The sequence below is a fragment of the Anabaena sp. TISTR 8404 genome (genome assembly GCF_056847745.1).
In genome coordinates this window covers 3,556,509-3,578,048 of sequence record NZ_CP180578.1, presented here as the reverse complement: position 1 = coordinate 3,578,048, position 21,540 = coordinate 3,556,509, and the positions used below count along the sequence as shown (strand labels likewise).

The following is a 21,540-nucleotide window of genomic DNA, read 5'->3' as shown; positions in this document are numbered from 1 at the left end:
ATACTACTCATTAATGTTAAATTAAAAAGAATTTAATCAAGTATTTTTGAGTAGTTTAATTTTTCAAAAATTATTAGTGTTTTAAGTATTTATGGCAATTTTGCTCATTAATAAAAAAGTTAAATTTGAATTGTTCATAGATGTTGTAGGCTTTTAATATGTACCTGACAGAAGAGCAATTATCAATTTACAAAGAGCAAGGATTTCTTGTACTGCCAGAATATTTTTCTCGTGCTGAAATCGAAGCCATGAAAGCAGAATTATCGACTTTAGCTGCTGATAATTCACCTAAGAAGGTTATTGAAAAAGATGGCAAAACTGTACGATCACTGCATGGTTCACATACAACAAATCATGTTTTTAATTGTTTAACAAGACATCCATTTATTGTTGAACCTGCAATGCAAATAGTTGGTAATAAAGTATATATTTATCAATTCAAAATTAATATTAAAGCAGCATTTAGTGGCGATGTTTGGAAATGGCATCAAGACTATATTTATTGGCGTAAGGAAGATGGAATGCCAAAACCGCAAGTGGTCAATGCCATGTGTTTATTAGATGATATGAACGAATTTAATGGCCCACTATTTATGATTCCTGGTTCTCATAAGGAAGAGATGATTGATGTTACTGCCAATAGTCCTAGAGAAACAACTACAGAGTCTCAAAATTCTACTGACAGTCCTGAATGGATATCGAGTTTTAGTGCTAATTTGAAGTACTCTCTCAACCAAAAAGTTATCACTGATTTAGTATCAAAGTATGGAATCACTTTTATCAAAGCTGCGGCAGGTTCATTAGTATTTTTTGATAGTAATATTGTCCATGCTTCAACAAAAAATATCTCACCATTTGGGCGTTCTACAGTGATTATTACTTATAATAGTATTGAGAACATTCCTTATCCGGTGCTACAGCCACGACCTGACTTTTTGGTTAGTCAGGATTATCGCCCTGTTATTCCTTTAGCATCTGATGTATTATCTCAGCTTTCTAGCACTAAAAGTTAAAAATTTCTGACTCTTATTCACATCAGGTTACTGACTAAACCAAAGCTATTGATCTCCTACCTTACCTGCGGAATGCGGGGTGTATAAGTGTAAGTGAGCAAAACCCTTAAGCCTTACACTTATACACCCTATTTCAACGTTATTTAATTATTCCTAAAACAGGTGTGGTTTCAGACTGTGCAATTTTGGGAGAAAACAATCCTTTAGCATATATTTTGGGATTTGCTTGAGCAAATTGAATATATGATTGGCGTACCTGAGTGTTGACAGCAACAGTTTTCACATCGTACATCTGTGTAGCTAACTTGGGATAAATCCCAACCCCAATAATCAACACCAAGAAACAAGCAGCGATAAAGATTTCACGCGGTTGAGCATCTCTATAGACGGCTTCGGTGGGTAAGAGACAGTCTGTACCAAAGCAAACTGTTCCCTCATCCTCTTGATTTTCTAACGCAGCATTACCAATATCGCAGGTGAGTTCTGCACCAGTACCGTAAAATACTTGTCTCAGCATTGAAAGCAGATAAATCGGGGTAAGGATAACTCCCACGGCGGCTAAGAACACCATCACAGTGCAGAATGTGGAACTGTAGATGTCACTGGTGGTAATGCCAACAAATACCTGAAGTTCACTAACAAAGCCACTCATCCCAGGGAGAGCCAGTGATGCCATTGCGCCAGCAGTGAATAAAGCAAACACTTTTGGCATAGCTTGACCGATACCACCCATGCTTTCCATTGCCATTGTATGGGTGCGATCGTAAGTAACACCAGCTAAGAAAAACAAGACTGCGGCAATTAAACCGTGAGAAAGCATTTGCAGCATCGCCCCACTTACACCTACGTCGGTGAAGGAAGCAATACCCAACAGTACAAAGCCCATGTGCGAAATAGACGAATAAGCAAGGCGGCGCTTCATGTTCGTCTGAGCAAAGGAATTTAACGCACCATAAATAATATTGATTACGCCGAGAGTTGCCAGTACGGGTGCAAAGTAAACATGGGCATCAGACAGCATTTCTAAATTGAGGCGAATCAGTCCATATCCACCCATTTTGAGCAGTACACCTGCCAAAAGCATGGATACGGGAGCGGATGCTTCACCGTGAGCATCAGGCAACCATGTGTGCAAGGGAAATACAGCTAACTTGACACCAAAGGCAATTAACAGTCCTGCGTACAGCCACAGTTCTAAAGCCAAAGGATAATTCTTCGCACCAAGTTCGACGATATCGAAGGTTGTATTATCGCCATAAAGAGCCATTGCCAACCCTGCTACGAGAATAAAAATCGAAGCAGCGGCAGTGTATAGCAAGAATTTTGTCGCGGCATAGCGCCGTTTTTGACCGCCCCAAATGGAGACAAGCAGGTACACAGGAACAAGTTCTAGTTCCCACATAATGAAGAACAATAGTAAGTCTTGGGCGACGAACACTCCAATTTGTGCGCTATACAGCAGCAACATCAAGAAATAAAATAGGCGCGGCTTGAGATTAACTTGCCATGCAGCAAACATTGAAAGCGTCGTCACCAACCCTGCCAGTAGCACGAGTGGAGCGGATATTCCATCGACCGAAACTGCCCAACTCAGACCTAACTGAGGTAACCAGGCATATTTCTCCACGAGTTGAAAAGTTGCAATGCTGGCATCGTAATGCTTCCAAAAGGCATAGCACATCAAGATAAAATCCGCGATCGCCACACCTAAGGCATACCATCGCACAAGTTTGCCGTCTTTATCAGGCAGCACGGGAATGAGCATGGAAGCAACGAGTGGGAGCAGAATAATCGCGGTTAGCCAAGGAAATCCATCCGCTATCATGGCAATGAGCAAAAATACTTAGTAGTTGAATGAATTCATTATATGCAATTACGTTAAACTTTCTTCATAAATCTTTACCGCAGATGGCTATAGAAGGAATTTATTCTGTAAAAGTAGAGATAACGGTAAAAACGTTCGATAATAACTAAAAATTAGGATTTACTTCAGTAATGCTGAGTAGTGTCACAGCTTGGCATAATTAAAGTGTCAATTCCATAAAAATCCAGTTAGCTCGATATTTTAGAGGAACTTCCAGTTTTTCAAAATATGGTTCGATGTCTTGAAAACCGAGTGAATGATAAAGCGCTTGTGCTTCTTTGGTAAAAGGAGCCGTATCTAAGCGGAGTTTTGTGTAACCAATATTGGCAGCTTCATAGATAACATTTTCTATTAAAGCCCGACCTACACCTTTTGTGCGAAACTTTGGCTTGACATACATCCTTTTAACTTCGCCAATGCCTTCATCAATTCTGCGTAAGCCAACACAACCAGCGATTTTGCCTTTATATTTGCCTAAAAGTAAGCGTCCTTCTGGTGGCATAAACTCATAAAGTTGAGCTATAGATTCTTCTAAGTAACTGTTAACATCAAAAGTGATATTATATTCACTGCTCCACATCAAGTTTATCCAATTAAAATATTCTAAAAATAAATCTTTTACATGAGATTTATCTTGATCAATCTCGAATTGAATGATATTCAGCAAAGTATATTTCTCCTAAAGAACGCTTAGATTTTAAAGTAAATAAATTGAACAATGGCATAAATTAAATGTTTACAATTCCCATCATTGATTTAGTTGATTTGAGCAATAATAATGCCACATCTCGGCAGGCTGTAGTTCAACAAATTTATCAAGCTTGCCATGAAGTTGGCTTTATGTACTTGCAAAATCATGGAATATCAAAAGACTTAATTGCAAAAGTATTCACCCATAGTCAAGATTTTTTTAAATTAGCTTTAGAAGTCAAACAACAAATAGCCTGGAAAAATGAATTTAGTAATACTGGTTATGTTGGCATAGAAAGAGAGTGTCTCAATCCGAATCAACCAGGTGATTTAAAAGAAGCTGTGAATTTTAGCAAAGCAGAAATTTTTGCTTCGGCTGGCTATGATGTTTCTCTAGCAAACAACCCTTGTATTATTGCATTTTATAAAGCTTGTACAGAACTGGCAAACAAAGTATTACAAACATTTGCTTTGGCATTAGAATTACCAGAAGACTTTTTTACAAGCAGACATAATCAGCAAAATCATACCCTACGACTGCTACATTATCCACCTTTACAAACACCTCCTAAACCTGGACAAGTACGTGCGGGTGAGCATTCTGATTATGGCAGTATTACCTTGCTATTCCAAGACGAAGTGGGTGGTTTGGAAGTACAAACAACTACTGGAGAGTGGATTACTGCTTTGGCAATTCCTGATACTGTGATTGTGAATACTGGCGATTTGATGCAACGTTGGACAAATGATGTGTTTTGTTCAACCAAGCATCGGGTAATGATTCCTAATGATCATAGGTTACAGCGATCGCGCTACTCCATAGCATTTTTCTGTCATCCTAATGATGATACAGAAATTACTTGTCTGGAAACTTGCCAAAAAGAACGTAAGCCGATGTATCCTCCCATCCTTGCGGGAGAATATCTGTTGAGTCGTCTACAAGCAACTTATTAAATGAAAACCTACGACTGGATTGTGGTTGGTGGCGGAATTACAGGTGCTACACTTGCCTATGAATTAGCCAAAGTAGGCTTGAGTGTACTTTTATTAGAACAACACGCCACACCAGACAATGCAACTCGATACAGTTATGGTGGACTAGCTTATTGGTCGGGTACAACACCACTAACTCGTCAATTATGCCAGGAAGCGATCGCACGTTACCAAATTTTGCCTCAAGAGTTAGATGCTGATATTCAGTTGCGAGAATTAGATTTATTACTGACGATTTCAGTTGAGACTAACCCAGAAACCGCCGCCGCTGTCTATGCAAATTGTGCAGTATCGCCACGTTTACTCAGTGTGCAAGCAGCTTGTGAGTTGGAACCACTGCTGAACCAGGAAGCAATTTCCGGTGCTTTAACTGTTAAACATGGCCATATTCATCCAGAGAAAACAGCACAAGCTTACATTCAAGCTTTTTTACGTGCTGGGGGTGAAATGCAGATAAGTCAAGTTGTGCAAATTCTCAGAGGTGGTGTCGAAACGAATACTGGAAAATATCACAGCGCTAACGTTGTAATTTGCGCTGGTGGACTCAGCCGACAATTACTCAAATCAGCAGGTATTTCTGTCAAAGTGTATTTTACTCATGCAGAAATGATGGAAATTCCACCTGTGGATTTGCGTTTACATACTTTAGTAATGCCAGCTAATCTGCAAAGATTTCAATTAGAAGCAGCATCGACTCAAGTTGATGAATTGTGGGATGAATTAGGCAATGAATTAGTCTCGCCAATATTAGATGTAGGTGCAGTGCAATTTTTAGATAATAGCTTGCGCTTGGGACAAATTAGTCGTGTGCTGACAAATCCTGATGCACAGATAAACTCAGAACACAGTGAACAATGGCTGCGAAATAGTATTAGCAAAGTTTTACCAGCGTTGGGGAACTTACCAGGAAATTGGCATCATTGTTTAGTAGCGTTTAGTAACAATCGTCTCCCGGTAATTGGTGCTGTCCCAGAGTTTGTAGGTGTGCATATTTTTTCGGGATTCAGCAATCCTCTTGTTTTTGTACCACCTTTAGCACAACGTTTTGCTAATTTTGTGAGTGGGAAGAACGATGAGATTATTATGGGGCTGATTAAATCCTAAGTTTTTTTAACGCAAAGGAGCGCAAAGGTGAGCGCAGAGTTACGCTGAGATTTTTTTGAGGAAGTTATAAGAAACTTATTTATAGAGAGGGGTTAAATGCTATTAATTTGATTTTGATTTAATCTAATTTGCTGAATTTCGAGGTTACTGGGATTTGTGGCCATGATTTCGGCTGCTTCTTGTAAAAGTTGCTTTTGTTCTTGTTGCAGTGCTTCTAATCGACAAGAAATTTCTGCTAATCTTTGCTGTTTATCTTGATAAATAGGTTGAATATTATTGGCTAGTAAGGTTGATGTGTTATCTATTTTTTGGTTATTAGTTATTTTGTTAAAAGTAAAAGTACCAACTTTGGTCAATGCAAGAAAGATAATTTTCATCAAAGCTTGCAATAATTTCAATGGTGCTTGCAATATGGAAAAGCTTGCTGTTGTAAATAAGCGAATAATGGCGTTGATAATACTCAAAATAATTGCAAGACTAAACAGCACAATTACTAAACTGATAACAGGGTGATTAGCTGCCCAATTGAGTACTTGCAGCAAATGTAACATGGCTGGATGTTGTGTTAGCCAATCATTCATGGAAGAGGCGATCGCAGTTTCAATCGCCCCTGATGTTGTATTTTTAAATTGGTCAGCTGTTTGTAACCCTTGTCCAATAGAAGATTTAGCTCGTTCAAGAGTTGTGGTTGCTGTTTGTTGCCAAGAATCTCCAAGTTGTTGAGTAGAATTACTCACAGAGTTAACTTTTTGGTTGACAAAATCTTTGACGTTTTGCCAATTTTGAGAAACTCCTTCAGGCAAACTAATGTTTATTTGAGGTGCCATATAAAATTTCACCGAGGCTGAAATCGAACCCGCAACCCATCTTTGGGACGATTTGTGGGAATTCGGACTGTAGCCAAACTTTGGTTAGGTAAGATTTCCCAATCATAGCTGCGTAAAAGATGGGCGGCAACAATCTTCATTTCCATTTTGGCAAATGCCACACCAATACACACACGCGGCCCACCACCAAAACCAATTAAGCTAAAAGGATATTGTTTATGTTCTTGACGTTGCGGATTGAAACGTTCGGGGTCAAATTTTTCTGGTTCAGGGTAAATTTCTGGAAGGTTTTGGGTAGTTAAAATTGAATAATATAATTGCCAACCAGCCGGAACGTAAAATCCATCAAATTCAAAATCTTTGATTACACCACGAAATCCTCCCGCAACTGGTGGATGCAGTCTTTCAACTTCCCATAAAATTTGGTCTAAATAGGGCATTTTTCCCAATTGTTCTAAAGTTATAGAATTATCTTGAGCAAGTTGTAACTGTTCTTCTCTAGCGCGTTGTAAAACTTCTGGATGAAGCGCCAACTCTGTAGCTAACCATGTCAACATTGCAGTTGTAGTTTCATGTCCAGCAAAGAGTAACAACACTGCTTGAACAATAATTTCTGGTTCACTTAAGCTATTACCATCTTCATCTCTAGCTTGTATTAATAAACTCAACGCATCTTTGGTTGGATGTTGCTGGCGTTCTTTTACAACTTGAGCAACGTGTTCTAAAATTTGATTGCGAGCAGCTTTAGCTTTACTAAATGTAGTAAACGGTAAAGGTAGAGTATTTAGAGCAAAAAAACCATTGGTGAGGTTGGTAAATAACTTACTCAAACGTACAGATTCCTCACCAGAACTTGTACCGAGCAACAATTGACTAGCAATATCAAATGTGAGTTTTTTAAACTCATCAAACCAGGTAAACTCTTGTTTAGCTTCCCATATTTTGAAATAGTTTCGGATAATTTCGTCCATTGTAGAGACATAGTTTGCCAGTGCAGGCCCATGTAATGCTGGCATCATCAGACGGCGATTTCTGCGATGTTCTTCGCCATCTTGCAAAAACAATGATTCACCCAACAGTACTCTAAAATTTTCTGGCCATCCCTCACGCCACGAAAAATACTCCATGTGCGAAGAAAGGACAAACTCAACAGCTTTTGGCCCTACCATTGCTACTGTTGGTCTACCCAATATGTGGGTTTTAAAAATAGACCCATATTGCTGATAGCGCTTTTCCACAAAGTTTAGGTCTGCAAGAAACGAGAGAGTTTCTCCGAAGATTGGTAAACCAAAGTTGCCAGGTGGTAGTTGCAATTTGTTCATCAGATTAGCGATCGCACTTTCAATACAATATTAAATTTAACGATGTTCTGAAAAACAAGATACCCGACTTCTTCGAGAAGTCGGGTATCTAGACACCTAGAATAATTTCAAAGTACGGCTAATCAAGCTACGCCATCACAGTGAAATCGGTATTTGCAAGAGTTGGTCTATTTGATAATTGGGCTATCTGAACTTTACCTATACTGCCAATGCCATCTTGATCAAAGAACAGTTTACCTGTACTGCTGTCGTAGATAAAGCGATCGCTTGCTGTACTAGCACTTGTACCCAGACGGAATAAGCTGGAATTAAGTGTACCCAGTGTTTGGTTAAGTCCAAATTCTGACTGAGAGACAACGAGACTATCGACACCAGAAGCAAAATCGATAATTATATCAGAATTGTCTTTGCCATTCTGAAGATAAAAACTATTTCTACCACCTCCACCAGTTAAAATATCTCGACCTAACCCGCCAATGAGAGTGTCATTACCGTCACCACCTACTAGGGTGTCGTTACCTGCGCCGCCATCCAGGGTATCATTGCCATCACCACCCATGAGGATGTCATTACCATCTCCTCCATAAAGGACATCGTTATTACCTAAGCCAGTGATAATATCATTACCAGCCAGACCACGAATAACATCGATTCTGCTGGTTCCTAACAGAATATCGTTTTTGGAAGTACCGTTAATTTGGTTGCTACCAAGGGTAACTGTCAGATTAACTGTGGCTGTGGCGGTTAAATCACCATCACTAATGGTGTAAGTGAAACTATCAGTACCAGAAAAGCCAATTTGCGGAGTGTAGGTAAAGGTGTTGTCGTTATTTTTCACCAAATTACCTGTGGTCGGATTGGTGAAGCTATCAATAGTTAGTGGATCGTTATCTGGGTCACGATCATTTGCTAGTACATTAATAGTTACTGGTTGAATATCTGTAGTTGTGGCACTGTCATGATTGGCAATGGGTGCTTCGTTAACGTTATTCACGGCTAAAGAGAAAACAGCCAGCGCATCGGGAGTATTGCCTACTGTGGGGTCATCAACGGTAACTGTCACACTGTAGTTAGACTGGGTTTCAAAATCCAGGTTAGTGTTAGCCCGTAGATACAGTACAGAATTTTCGATTTCAAAGGAATTGGCATTTGTACCAGTTAGACTCAGGTTATTTGTGCCTAAAGCATCATCAGTGATGGCGATGTCTGCAACTTTGATGCGGTTGGTGGTATTGGTATTTTCGTTGATGCTGGCGATCGCATTATTAAAAATCACCGCAGTCGGTGCTTGGTTTGCTGGGATATTAAACCTCGCCACACTGGGATCATGGTCGCTGTCTTGGTCAACAAACTCTGAGTTAATGTGAACTACATCATAGCCATCTAGTCTGTTGAGCAAGTTATTACTAACTAAAATATGGTCAAGTACCTGGGCATTTCCTTCAAAATTGTAGGTGTAACGTTCGTTTGCAGGCAAAGTTTCAATTAGAGAAGTCAATCCAGCACTTTCAATCGTATTGACAGGATTAGAAAACTCAAAATCATTCAAGTCACCTAGCACCACCACATTAGCATTAGGGTCAATTGCTAAAATCTCTTGCACAAAGTCTCTGACTATTGTTGCTTGTTGCTGTCGCTGCACTTCGCTGCTGAGAGTTGGTGGTTGATTTACTCCATATAAAGCTTGGTCACCACCTTTGGAGTTAAAGTGATTGCCAATGAGATAAATAGTTTGACCGTTGAAGACAAACTCACCAACTAAAGGTTTACGACTGCTGTTGAAAGCAGGGTTAGTGGGATCTATGAGGCCAGGACTAGTAGAAAGTGTAGGAACACCATCAACATTGGTGACTGAGATGTTGGTAGTCGAACCACCGCCAGGACGGTCTACAAAACTGACACGTTCGGGGTTAAACAAATAGCCTACGCGAATATTACCGCCTGGTTCACCACCATTAGTATCGTCCACTGGGTTAATTTGGCGATATTCGTAAGTAGGGCCACCAGCTGCTGCGATCACATCTATCAATAACTGGAAAGTTACACTCGCATCAACTACACTGTCATTCCTCGCCCCGTTATTATCTTGGATTTCTTCTAAAGAAATAATGTCAGGCGATCGCAAGTTATTGACAATGCGGTTAGCAAGGTTATTAAACTGGGCTGTACCATCCCCAGGATCAAGGTTTTCTACATTGAAAGTAGCAACTGTGAGTTGGTCAGTGGTAGCGGTAAGATTAGTTACTTCCCTCGTCAGAGGACTGGGTGCGGTGACAGTCAAAGAGGTTGGCAGTACTTCAAAGTTGTTGAAACTGTAATCAACTACACCCACAATTGTGTCGAAAGTCGCGCCTACACTTACTTGAGGAGTGCTACCACTCAACAAAGTATCATCAATTTGAATACGTTCTGGGTTAAAGTCATTGGCACTAATAACAATTCCACCACGGGCTGTGCGTCCTGTGGCATTTGTTCCGTTATCTGCCAATACCCAAGTTTCACCAAAAGAATTAGTCGGACTAACTGCAACCGGGTTGTTGATTTGTACCAGCATTCCTTCTACGCTTTCGTAGAAATCAATGCCATCATTGGCTGGGTCAAATACACCATTAGTTTCGACACTACCATTGGCATCATCTTCAATGACTGTGTTAGGGATGGTACGTCCACCATTACCTAGAATGGTGGCAGCAGGTAGGGGATTATTCCGGGAGATGATGCTGATTGTAGGACTAGTAATTTCGGTAGTTGTCAGATTATTGCTAGTAGCACCACCAGGACGGAACTCTGTGACTCCACCACTCACTAACACAGAATCACCTACTTGTACGGTTGGTGCTGAGGAAGTGAAAACAAAAATGCCTTCGGAAGTGCGAGTGTCGTTGTCGGGGTTGGGGTCTTGTAAATAAAATCCATTGTTTCTCAATGCAGTCACAATTCCCGGTACATTCGTCACATTTTGCCCATTGAACGGGGAAATGTGACTAGTACCTTGAATATCGCTGATCCGCACGGGTGGGTTAACTTCAAATACTGTCACAGTTCGGCTAACTTCGCTGGTTGTGACTAGTAGCGGTCTGCCTGTGGGACTGTCTGCTGCTGAAACAAAGGTCAGTCCTTCCACAGCCTGATCTTCTGGTGTGTTGATGTATTGAACAAAGGTGGGATTGTTAGGATTTGTGACATCGTAGACGAGAACATCACCAGTACGTTCTAAACCAATAAAAGCATAGGTGCGGTTATTGATTACGCCAACGGTTACACCTTCCGGTTCTGGCCCTCGGTTATCGCTACGAGTATCAAAACTAGCCACAGTTCCATCGGAGTTAAATAAAGTTGGCACTCTGCTGGCTGTGATTTGTTCAAATTGATCGCCACTATCAAAAACTTGATTGCCGTTAGCGTCCCAAATTGAGAAGGAACGCCCTCCAAATGCCTCAATGCGGTCAAAGTCTCCATCGCCGTCAGTGTCACCGGAAGCATTTGTCACCGTTAACCGTCCCAAGTTGGCGTTTTGCTTGAGGGTGGCGGCGTTGGGGAAAGTTGTGGGATCTAAAACATAGGAAGCTGCACCAACTCGTACTTCCTCACTAAATCCTGTGTAGTCCCGCCCATCGCCCTCATTGGCAGTGATGTAGTAAGTTTGGCCGTTGGCAGTAAAGCTGGCGATCGCATCGGGTTGATACAATCCAAACACAGGCCAGTTCTGAATATTAATTCCAGAATCGCGATCGCTGGCATCTATGCCATTACCTGGAAGATTGAAATTTTTTGTACCCAATGGCACAATGTCTGTAATTGTGCCACTGGCAATATCTAAAATAGCGATCGCATTATTTTCTTGCAGAGTAATTCGTGCGGTTTGGCCATCTGGCGAGATTGCAATGTACTCTGGCTCTAGGTCTTGTGCTACTGTCGCGCCAGGGCCAGTAATTCTCACCCCTGCGGCGCGAAGCGCGTCGATTTGGCTATTGAAGCTAGTAAACGTAGCATTAGCAACAGTTGCATTTGCTACGCCCCCTGAAATGTCGATAATACTAATCGAACCTTCTGGATCAACCGAATCTGCTTGCCCGTAACTGTTGGGTTCTCCTTCGTTGGCTACCAATACCTTTGTGCCATCGGCTGTAAAGGTCAACATATCAGGTAATGCACCCACAGCAACGGAGTTTAAAAATGTGCCATCAACAGCACTGTAGAAGCTTACCTGTCCGGTCTGTTGGGCGTTGGTAGTGGTATTTTGAATAGCGTAGGCGACTGCAACAATGCCATTGCTGACTGCAACACTGTTGGGAATAGCTTGGGTGCCTAGAGGCGGGATCAATCCTGTGGGCAAAGTGCCAGTTAAGGTGAGTGTGCCTGTGTTGCTGAGGCTATAAATTTCTACGGTGCTACCTGCAACTACAAACAAGCGATCGCTTCCCGGATCAAAAGCGGAAATTTCGGCTCCATTGGCACTAGTAAAACTACCAATTCTTTGCAAGGTACTGGAGTTGTTGTTGGTAATTGTAATGTTTTGGGAAGTAGTAGTACCTAGAGCAATGCCAGCAGAAGGTGTATCAATTGTCAAGATTGCTGTTTCTATGGGTTCAGCGATCGCATCATCGGCAACAATGAAGGTGACAGAACCGCTCGTTTGGCCATTGGCAATGGTAATGGTATTGCTGGTGAGGTAATAATCTCCTGCGGTAATGCCTGTACCCGAAACTCCTAAATTAACTGTTTGATTGCCAGAAACTGCACTGGAAGCAGTCGCAGTTACAGTAATAGCTGTTGTATTTGCTTCTGAACCAGCATTAGTACTGACCGATAAATTAACAATGGGGACAGCAGGAACATCGTTATCAGTAATTGTGATATTTTGTGTTGTCGTGCCAAGGGTAATCCCTGCGGTTGGGTTAGTGATAGTGAGAATTGCTGTTTCTGTGCCTTCAATCAACGCATCATCAACAACTGTAAAGGTAACAGAACCTGTGGTTTGTCCATCAGGGATAGTAATGATGTTGCTGCTGAGGGTGTAATCTCCGGCATCAACACCAGTTCCTGACACCCCTAAGTTAACGGTTTGGTCGCCAGATACAGTGCTGGAAGCAGTTGCAGTCACAGTAATTACTGTTGTACCTGCTTCAGTGCCTGTGCTGGGGCTAACAGATAAATTAACTGTGGGATTGCCATTATTGATAGTAAAGGCAGTTGCACTAAATGGCACATCTGGGGCAGTTCCATCAATACTTTGGTCGCCTGTGCCATCTTGTGTTTGCCAGTTTACCGCATTATTAATGAGAGAACGATAATCACTCAAGTTGGTCAAGCCACTGCGAGTACCGTTGTAAGCACCGATGTCTGCATCATCATCAACCGTGCTTAAGTCCAAAGCAGTTGTGCCAACTACTAAACCTGTGTTAGTCAAGAGTCCATTAGCTGTATTGAACCCACCATTGGCAACGGCTGTAATAAAAGTAGTGGGGACACCTGGCGTTCCTTGATAGGCATAGATAACTTCATCACCAGCAGCCAGCCCTCGATTGGAACCTCGACCAGCAACTGGTATTGCAGCTGTTCCTGTGCTGGCTGTAATAGTGCCACTACCTATGTTGTCAATTCTAACAATTGTTCCTGCTGCAACTGGTGTTGTTGAAGTCCAACTAAAAGCAGACTCGTTGGTATCAACAAAACCTGTGCCATTCCACTCATTATCTTCAAAGTAAATAACTTCACCAGCGGGAATGTCTGCCAGTGCGACAAAGGCTATATTGTCATTACCATCCGCGTTGAAACCTACAAATGCGATATCGCCAGTATTAAGTGCCATAACAAATTTTCCTAATTAAGTAGTCCTGTATGTTGCGGTGTAAGCTTTTTCGAGTGGTGATATGCTTCACAAAGCATCAATAATTGAATGCAATCATGCACAGAGGGCGTTTCTCTCATGCCCTACTCGACCTCGTTTGTCTTGCCTGAGATATAGATGATGTATAGCAGATGAAGCATAAGTTCAGACATTGCCAATTGCTCAAAGCTTTGATAATACTAGGTTTATACTCAGCGAGAAGTTGCAAGCAGGGTTTCCCTCCGGGCAAACTTCGGTGACTTTCAACTCAGTACTCAGCACTTTGCTATAAATAGCGATCGTAATCTCACCAGGGTTCAGATTTATAACTGCCATAAGTAATCAACAAATAGGCAAAAGGATAAAAATACGGACAGTCAACACAAAATTTCGACCTATCTCGCAATAGTCCTAACTACGCTGAGTACTCTTGTAGATGCTGCAACTTAACTTGCAGTAATTTTTTTGTGTAACTAGTCCCCGAAAATTTACTGAACCAAGGTTAAGAAAATACTAGGAAAAGGTAAAGTTAGGGAATATTTATAAATAATTGTTTTATGTAATATTGCTTAGTCAATCAGTTGCTTCTATTACTTAGCTAAAGCATCAATGGTGATAGTATCACCTTCTTCTACTAAGGCGATCGCTTGAGTAACGATATTATTGCTTTCATTGATTTCAATCACATTGTTGTAACCATCAGCTTTGTAAAGCAGATAATAGTTACCTGCCGCAATATGATTCACAATGTTGAGTGAGAATGTTTTGGAACTGGAATTATTAGTATTTTTTATATCTATTTATTGTAAATAAATATAAAGACAGATAAGACATTTAAGTAGTAAATTCAAGGTAATTACCGGACAGTTAAGACAGTTAAGAATTTTTTGTCACCATTTATACATTTATTCAATAAAGAAGCATTATTTATAATATTTTGTCAATTCGTATTTGTAGTAAAAATAAATACAATTTTCCCGGTTTACAAATTTAGCAAATTGTTCGAGCATAACCAAACAATAACAATTAATTAACACCCCTTTGTACATCAAAGCCCTGGTTTGTAAAACTTATGTCTTAAATTTTTGAGTAACTTTCATGAGAATAGTATCACCAATCAATAAACACAAATCACAAAAAAGAATAAATCATGAAAAATTTCGCTAATTGCTGAAATTTTTCACTCTCGCAGCATGACTATTTTGAACAACAATTCGCTTAACTGAACTTCAAAATAGTGGTTTTGATGGTTCAAAATAAATTTTATTATCGAACTCATCTCAACAGTTAAGCACAGAAGAAAGCACATTAAAATTGCAAGTAGGCAAGAGAGTTTGCAGTTTTTACCCACTAATTAAATGTGCAACTTGTAGACACAAAATTTACTTAGCCAAATAAACATGAGTACAATACCCGATCAAACCCTAGATGTCCGCAAGCGCGTTATTGAATCTGCCAACCGATTGGGGGTTCAACTGAATGAGCAAGAATTAGAGCGTTGGATGAAGTCAATCACCGAAACCACAGGAGACAGTGATATTAGCGTCGATCAAGAGACTGGTGTGTTTGGTCACAGAGTCACTATGTTGGACTTCGATCCGCAAGAAGTAGCACGTTTTCGGACGATCGGCAAAATTGTCGAATTTGAAGACATTCCCGGCGTTGTCGAAACTGCTTTGTCTATCTCTGGTTCAGCAGCGCAATCTAAGATTCAAACTTACCCTGGAGACTGTGACTACTTTGAGCGGGTTAATATCATCGCTCCCACCCGTGCGGAAGCTGGCACAATACTCGCTCGGTTGGTGCGTGATAAGGCACTCAATACCGTGTCCGGCCTGAATTATCAGTTAATTGATGTCAAGTTTGGTGCTTATCCCCAAGATGTCATTCGTGAGGAACGTACTCGACGCGCTGGTTCACCCATTACCTGGTCAATTGAAGAGATTACTGCTGGTCAAATTGAAGCGAAAGACCTAGAAGGTAATCCATTAGTCATTACCTGGGATGCTGTAGCACAAGACCCCAACTGGTCTTGGTGTAAGTTGGAATGGATTATCGCCGACACAATACGTGGTCAATTGTCCAACGCCAGCAACGTAGTAGATGTCACCTGGGAAGCACCCGATGGCACAATCACTGCACTAGATGGCTATCTGGACGGTTACTTCCAAGAAGTTTACTTAGACGCTGAATCTGCACCCATTTTTGCAAAGTTGATTAAGCAGGCCTCCGCCGATGTCATGGATGATTATGTGACGAGGTTGGAAAAGGAAGTGCAAAAATGTGTCAAAGGCAAGTATCCTAACTACGGCAAAGCTGCAAAGCGGATGTACAACATCTTCCGGCTGAATGGGCGTTATGAAGAAGCAGCCTTTTTACGCGAGTTATTCGACGAACCCGCCGCATTACTTTATCAAGTCCACGCATTGATGGGAACTGTCCAGCAAGCCAGTGACAACAACAGTGTTTTTGATATCGATAGTATCCTCAATCAGACTGATGAACTGATCATGGCAGTCATCAAGGTTTTAGAAGGAGAAGAGGAATTAGAAATTGTGCGCTATCTGCTGCGCTTATACCGTAGTTTGAGCCGTCAAGAGTCTGGTACTCCATTGGGGCCTGAAGTGGATGCAGCCAAAGCAGAAGTAATGAAAATTGTGAACAATTTCTTCTATGAAAAGATGACGGCGCTACCCACAATCAAAGCTTACATGGACGGCGTTACAGTTTAGCAAAGTGCTGAGCGTCATAAAACATTGCTAATTTTTTATGGGATGGGCGTTCGTCCGTCCCTTGTATTTTCAGGTGATGAATCACCGTATACCAATTCTCTAAAATTCGGTAATAAATTCCACATTTCAAACCCAGAATATCTCTAACTTCCTTAATTACGAATTACGAATTTGTATTATCTCTTAATTCAGCAATGCAGGAATAAAGTATGTCAACAATCCCAGATCAAACAATAGATGCACGCAATCGGGTGATTGAATCCGCCAAAAGATTGGGGGTTCAACTTAATGAAGCAGAATTGGAACGCTGGATGAAGTCGATCGCCGAAACGACAGGAGACAGCGATATTACCTATGATCACGAAACTGGTGTATTTGGTCACAAAGTCACCATGTTGGATTTTGATCCCAAAGAAGTGGCACGTTTTCGAGCGATCGGCAAAATTGTCGAGTTTGACGATATACCAGGTGTTGTCGAAACCGCTTTGGCTCTTTCTGGTTCAGCTGCTCAATCCAAGATGCAAACATATCCTGGAGACTGCGACTACTTCGAGCGGGTAAATATTATTGCTCCTACCCGGACTGAAGCCTGCCAAATTCTTTCCCGAATTATGCGTGAGAAAGCACTCAGTAGCTTGTCTGGCACTAATTATCAATTAATTGAAATAAAATTTGGTAGCTATCCCCAAGATGTGATTCGTGGCGATCGCACCTATCACCAAGGCTCACCAATCACATGGTTTCCTGATGATATTGTCGCAGGAGAAATTTCAGCTACAGATATTCAAGGAAATCCTATTGCGATCACCTGGGATTCTGTCGCCGACGATCCCGGTTGGTGCAAGCTGGACTGGGTAATTGCCGATCAGGTACGCGCTCAATTGTCCAATGCTAGTAATATGTTGGATGTCACCTGGGAAGCTCCCGACGGTACAATCACTCCGCTTGATGGTTATCTCGACGGGTATTTTCAAGAGGTTTATTTAGATGCTCAATCTGCGCCAATTTTTTCCAAACTGGTGAAGCAAGTCTCCACCGATGTCATGGATGATTATGTGCGGCTGTTGCAAAATGAAGTGAAAAAATGTGTTGGGAATAATCCTAACTATGGCAAAGCTGCTAAACGCCTATACAACATCTTCCGATTAAGTGGACAGTATGAGGAAGCAGCTTTTTTGCGCGAATTATTTGATGAACCAGCGGCATTACTTTATCAAGTCCATGCTTTGGTACTAACTGTCCAAGAAGCTATAGAAAAAAGTACCGTCTTTAATCTTGATAGCATTCTAGATCAAACTGATGAATTGATTCTTGCAGTTGTCAAGGTTTTAGAAGGAGAAGAAGAATTGGAGATTGTGCGCCATCTTCTGCGGCTATACCGTTGTATCTGTCGTCAGGAAGCAAGTGTACCCCTTGGGCCACAGGTAGAAGCAGCCCAAGCCGAGGTAATGAAGATTGTCAACAATTTCTTCTATGAAAAGATGACAGGATTACCCACAATTAAAGCTTATCTCGACGGTTTAAAGATTTGAGATTCATCGCAAAGGAACAGGGAACAGTTTTTTCTATTCCCTGTCTTTGCCAGGAGATTCATAAAAATCTCGACTTTATCAATTAACTCTAATTCCTTAATCAAATTCTATCTCTACATACTGTAAAATTTAAAAAATCATTTTTCCTCAAAGTCATAAGAATATGAACAATAGTCAATCAGATAAACAGTTACTAAAAATTCTGATTGGGGTTGCTTGGATAGATGGGATTGTTCAAGCAGAAGAACGCGAATACTTACAACAAATAGCAACCCAAAAAGGACTAGCTGATGATCCAGAAATCAAATTATTGTTGTCACCTATAAAGAAAGTACAGCCAGCCGAATGCTATAGTTGGTTAAAAGCTTATTTGGGTAGCAATCCAACTCAAGAAAAATATCAAGAACTACAAGAAAGCATTAGTTTCTTAATTGCAAGTGATGAAAAACTAGAAGCATCAGAAAGAAAATTTGTCAAAGCTGTTCAAGTAAAAAATAAAAATCAATCATGGGTTAGTCAAAACATCAGCAAGCGCTTAATCAGTATTTGGCAAAATAAAAATTTTCTTACAGAAACATTTCAAAAACAAAAGCGTTTACAGAGTATTGATGCCCTAGCGATAGATAACAATAGCAAAAATAAACAGTTACTAAAAATTTTGATTGGTGTTGCCTGGATAGATGGTGTTATTCAACCAGAAGAACGCGAATATTTAAAACACATCGCCACCCAAAAAGGCTTAATAAATGACCCAGAGATAGAAAGTTTATTAGCCCAAACTAAACCCATCCAGCCAGAAGAGTGTTATGAAGCTTTAAAAGCTTACTTAGGCAGCTACTCTAGCACAGAAGATTATCAGGAATTGAGCGATACTCTTTGTAGTTTAATTGAGAGCGATCGCAATATAGATGAGCAAGAAGAAAAACTCCTCAAAACACTAAAAGACACAAATTTAGTAGGCGGTCAGAATCTTCTCAACCGCTTTTTAGGTGTTTTGCTGACTAACAATTTTATTCCTAGTAAATTTCCCCAACTCTCAAAACCCAAAGCAGATATAAAACAAGGTTCTGTGGTGTCACAGCTATTGCAGAGTGACTTTTACTGCAAGTTGCTGGTGAATGCAGAAGGTCAACCACTCCTCAACGAAGCAGATTTGTCTAATTTGACAACCACAGTCAAGCAAGTTCGTTTCACTCCAGGACAAACAATTTTCCGCAAAGGAGATCCAGGTGAAACTGCTTACATTATTGTCAGTGGCATTGTAAAAGTTCAAGTCGAGGAGCCAGGGACATCACAAGTCAAACAGTTTGAACTAAGTTCTGGTTCATTGTTTGGTGAGACAAGTGTCATTACAGGCTTGCCGAGAATATCAACAACTTACGCTACTCAAACTGTAGATTTACTAGAGCTTTCCAAGCAAACTTTTGCTCAATTAGTCGTTTTACACCCAGAAATTCCTGATATCTTAGCAGATTGGGCTGAGAAACAAGATGAATCGGTTCTAACTAGACTCAAAAGTTTCGCAGACAAGAACCAAGTTAACGCTCTCAGCCACGAGAAAATTGTCGGACGCTTCCAAAACATTGCTCAAGAAGTGTATGGAATTTACGCCTCTGTTCCCTACGCAGTTGTCAACTATTTGAGTACAGCAGCAAGTGACAAGCAAATAAACACCAAGTTAGTAGACATCTTCCTCACTGATAACTTTGCCCCAGTCAAGCAAGAGATTACAGCTAACGATTTGCCTGTAATTGGAGAACTACCAAAAGAACTTTCAGGGATGTTCTTGCGTATTGGGCCTAATCCCCAATTTCCTCCGATTGGTCGTCATCATTGGTTTGATGGCGATGGCATGATTCACGGAGTACACATCAATGATGGCAAAGCCTCTTATCGTAACCGCTATGTTCGTACCAAAGGATTTAATATCGAACAAACAGAAGGTAGAGCTATCTGGCCTGGACTTTTGAACTTGCCTCGGCTGGATTTGCCTCAAGGAATGCTATTTAAAAATCCAGCTAACACAGCAATGGTGTGGCATGGTAATAAATTTTTGGCTCTTTGGGATATGGGTGAACCATATCAAGTAGAACTTCCTAGTTTAGAAACAGTAGGTTCTTACACCTTTGATGGCGAGTTAACCTCTGCTTTCACTGCTCATCCCAAGGTAGATCCAGTCACAGGTGAAATGATATTCATTTCTATGTCACCTTTAATGCGACCTTACCTAAAATATGGTGTTATTTCGGCGGCAGGAAAAATCGTACACAATGTGCCGATTCAGATGCCTCATGCAACAATCATGCACGATTTTGCCATTACCGAAAACTACTCCATTCTGGTAGATATACCTGTGGCGCTCCAGCCAGGGAAGTTACTGCGAGGCGATTCACCCATTGTGTTTGATGCAGCACGTCCCAGTCGTTTCGGCATTCTACCCCGCTACGGAGATAACAGCACAGTTGTTTGGTTTGAGATTCCTGGTTTTGCACTCTTTCATACTATTAATGCTTATGAACAGGGTGACGAAGTGCTGCTATTTGGTTGTCGGATGGATTCTACTTACTTCTTCGTACCGCATTACAACGACGGTGTACTAGTTGATATCGATCCAGCTTTGGCAACCATGCAGTTAGTATGTTGGCGATGCAATATAGTTACTGGATCTGTGCAGGAGGAAGTATTTGAAGATTATGTTCCCGCTGATTATCCGCAGATTAACAATAACTATATGGGACGGCAGATGCGTTACGGTTACTTTGCGCGGGGAGATTTAGACAAGATGCCTAAACCATTAATTAATGGTTTGCTCAAATATGATTTTGAAAATCGTAGGTCAGAAACTCATTACTATGGTCAAGGACGCTTTGGAGGTGAAGGGGTATTTGCGCCCCGACCAAATGCTACTGCGGAAGATGATGGTTGGCTGTTGACTTATGTCTATGATACCCAGTTGGAAAGATCGGAATTACTGGTAATTAATGCCCAAGATATGACATCTGAACCTGTAGCAAGGGTAATACTTCCCCAGCGCGTACCTTATGGTTTTCACGCTTTATGGGTTGCTAACACAGGAATAGGTGAAAAGAACTAATAACAAATAACAAAGGACAAAGAACAAATGACAAGCACAATCATTCAACCAGGCCAGGGTAAGACATATTTACTCATGGGTGACTTATTTACTATTCTGGCTACAGGAGAAAATACAGGTGGAGTTTATGGACTATCTGAGGTGTTAATGCAACCTCAAGGCTACATACCACCTCACTTTCATGAACAAGAAGAAGCACATTACATTTTAGATGGGGAAATGGAATATCAAATTGATGGTAAAACCATTGTTGCTACCCCAGGAACTTTTATCCATATCTCTAGAAACCAAATTCATAGTTTTAAAAATCTGGGTTTAAAGCCTCTCAAATATATCTTTTGGGTAACACCAGCTGGATTGGAACAGATATCCCCCGAAGTAGGACAACTAGTAGAGTCAACCAATGAAGCAGAAAAACTGAGTCTTTTAGGAAAAGTAAATCCTGAAGATGTCGAAAAGGCGATCGCTCTTGCTGTCACAAAATATGGGTTCAAATTTCCCCCTTCTGATACCCAATCAGACAGCTAGAGCAAAGCTAA

The 21,540-nt window shown here is 40.9% G+C and carries 13 protein-coding genes; 7 read left to right on the top strand and 6 right to left on the bottom strand.

The features are described 5' to 3' along the window. Nucleotides 1-158 precede the first annotated feature (158 nt). Entirely contained in the window at nucleotides 159-1,013 is an 855-nt protein-coding gene (locus tag ACMX3D_RS15460; protein ID WP_482746784.1) for a phytanoyl-CoA dioxygenase family protein, read from the top strand. A 139-nt stretch (nucleotides 1,014-1,152) separates the two neighbouring features. On the opposite strand, the gene ACMX3D_RS15455 is transcribed toward ACMX3D_RS15460, so the two are convergent. Together ACMX3D_RS15455 and ACMX3D_RS15450 are read right to left on the bottom strand one after the other, a co-directional pair. Then, a complete protein-coding gene (locus tag ACMX3D_RS15455; protein WP_482752346.1) occupies nucleotides 1,153-2,838 on the bottom strand; it encodes an NAD(P)H-quinone oxidoreductase subunit 4 in 1,686 nt (561 codons plus the stop codon). 199 nt (nucleotides 2,839-3,037) lie between these two features. Beyond that, nucleotides 3,038-3,544 carry a GNAT family N-acetyltransferase gene (locus tag ACMX3D_RS15450; RefSeq protein ID WP_482746783.1) on the bottom strand — a complete coding sequence of 169 codons (507 nt, stop codon included), beginning with the start codon at nucleotides 3,542-3,544 and terminating at the stop codon, nucleotides 3,038-3,040. A gap of 65 nt (nucleotides 3,545-3,609) precedes the next feature. Between ACMX3D_RS15450 and ACMX3D_RS15445 the strand changes: the two genes are divergently transcribed. Next, on the top strand, nucleotides 3,610-4,521 hold the full coding sequence (locus ACMX3D_RS15445) for an isopenicillin N synthase family dioxygenase (protein WP_482746782.1): 912 nt from the start codon (nucleotides 3,610-3,612) through the stop codon (nucleotides 4,519-4,521). Next, nucleotides 4,522-5,664: an NAD(P)/FAD-dependent oxidoreductase gene (locus ACMX3D_RS15440; protein ID WP_482746781.1), complete on the top strand. Its 1,143-nt coding sequence runs from the start codon at nucleotides 4,522-4,524 to the stop codon at nucleotides 5,662-5,664. Between the two features lie 92 nt (nucleotides 5,665-5,756). Here the strand turns inward: ACMX3D_RS15440 and ACMX3D_RS15435 are convergent, their stop codons facing one another. The 4 genes from ACMX3D_RS15435 to ACMX3D_RS15420 form a co-directional block, all read right to left on the bottom strand. Next, on the bottom strand, nucleotides 5,757-6,491 hold the full coding sequence (locus tag ACMX3D_RS15435; RefSeq protein WP_482746780.1) for a hypothetical protein: 735 nt from the start codon (nucleotides 6,489-6,491) through the stop codon (nucleotides 5,757-5,759). 8 nt (nucleotides 6,492-6,499) lie between these two features. Beyond that, nucleotides 6,500-7,813, bottom strand: coding sequence for a cytochrome P450 (locus ACMX3D_RS15430; protein WP_482746779.1), 1,314 nt, complete (start codon nucleotides 7,811-7,813; stop codon nucleotides 6,500-6,502). 127 nt (nucleotides 7,814-7,940) lie between these two features. Then, nucleotides 7,941-13,625, bottom strand: coding sequence for a choice-of-anchor I family protein (locus ACMX3D_RS15425; protein ID WP_482746778.1), 5,685 nt, complete (start codon nucleotides 13,623-13,625; stop codon nucleotides 7,941-7,943). Between the two features lie 608 nt (nucleotides 13,626-14,233). After that, nucleotides 14,234-14,437: a CARDB domain-containing protein gene (locus ACMX3D_RS15420; protein WP_482752345.1), complete on the bottom strand. Its 204-nt coding sequence runs from the start codon at nucleotides 14,435-14,437 to the stop codon at nucleotides 14,234-14,236. Between the two features lie 606 nt (nucleotides 14,438-15,043). On the opposite strand from ACMX3D_RS15420, the gene ACMX3D_RS15415 reads away from it, so the two are divergent. The 4 genes from ACMX3D_RS15415 (at nucleotide 15,044) to ACMX3D_RS15400 (ending at nucleotide 21,529) form a co-directional block, all read left to right on the top strand. Next, entirely contained in the window at nucleotides 15,044-16,375 is a 1,332-nt protein-coding gene (locus ACMX3D_RS15415) for a hypothetical protein (RefSeq protein ID WP_482746777.1), read from the top strand. Between the two features lie 209 nt (nucleotides 16,376-16,584). Beyond that, nucleotides 16,585-17,907: a hypothetical protein gene (locus tag ACMX3D_RS15410; protein ID WP_482746776.1), complete on the top strand. Its 1,323-nt coding sequence runs from the start codon at nucleotides 16,585-16,587 to the stop codon at nucleotides 17,905-17,907. Between the two features lie 163 nt (nucleotides 17,908-18,070). Further along, complete coding sequence (locus tag ACMX3D_RS15405) at nucleotides 18,071-21,001, top strand: carotenoid oxygenase family protein (protein WP_482746775.1); 2,931 nt, start codon at nucleotides 18,071-18,073, stop codon at nucleotides 20,999-21,001. 27 nt (nucleotides 21,002-21,028) lie between these two features. Then, complete coding sequence (locus ACMX3D_RS15400) at nucleotides 21,029-21,529, top strand: cupin domain-containing protein (RefSeq protein WP_482746774.1); 501 nt, start codon at nucleotides 21,029-21,031, stop codon at nucleotides 21,527-21,529. The last annotated feature ends 11 nt before the right edge of the window (nucleotides 21,530-21,540 follow it).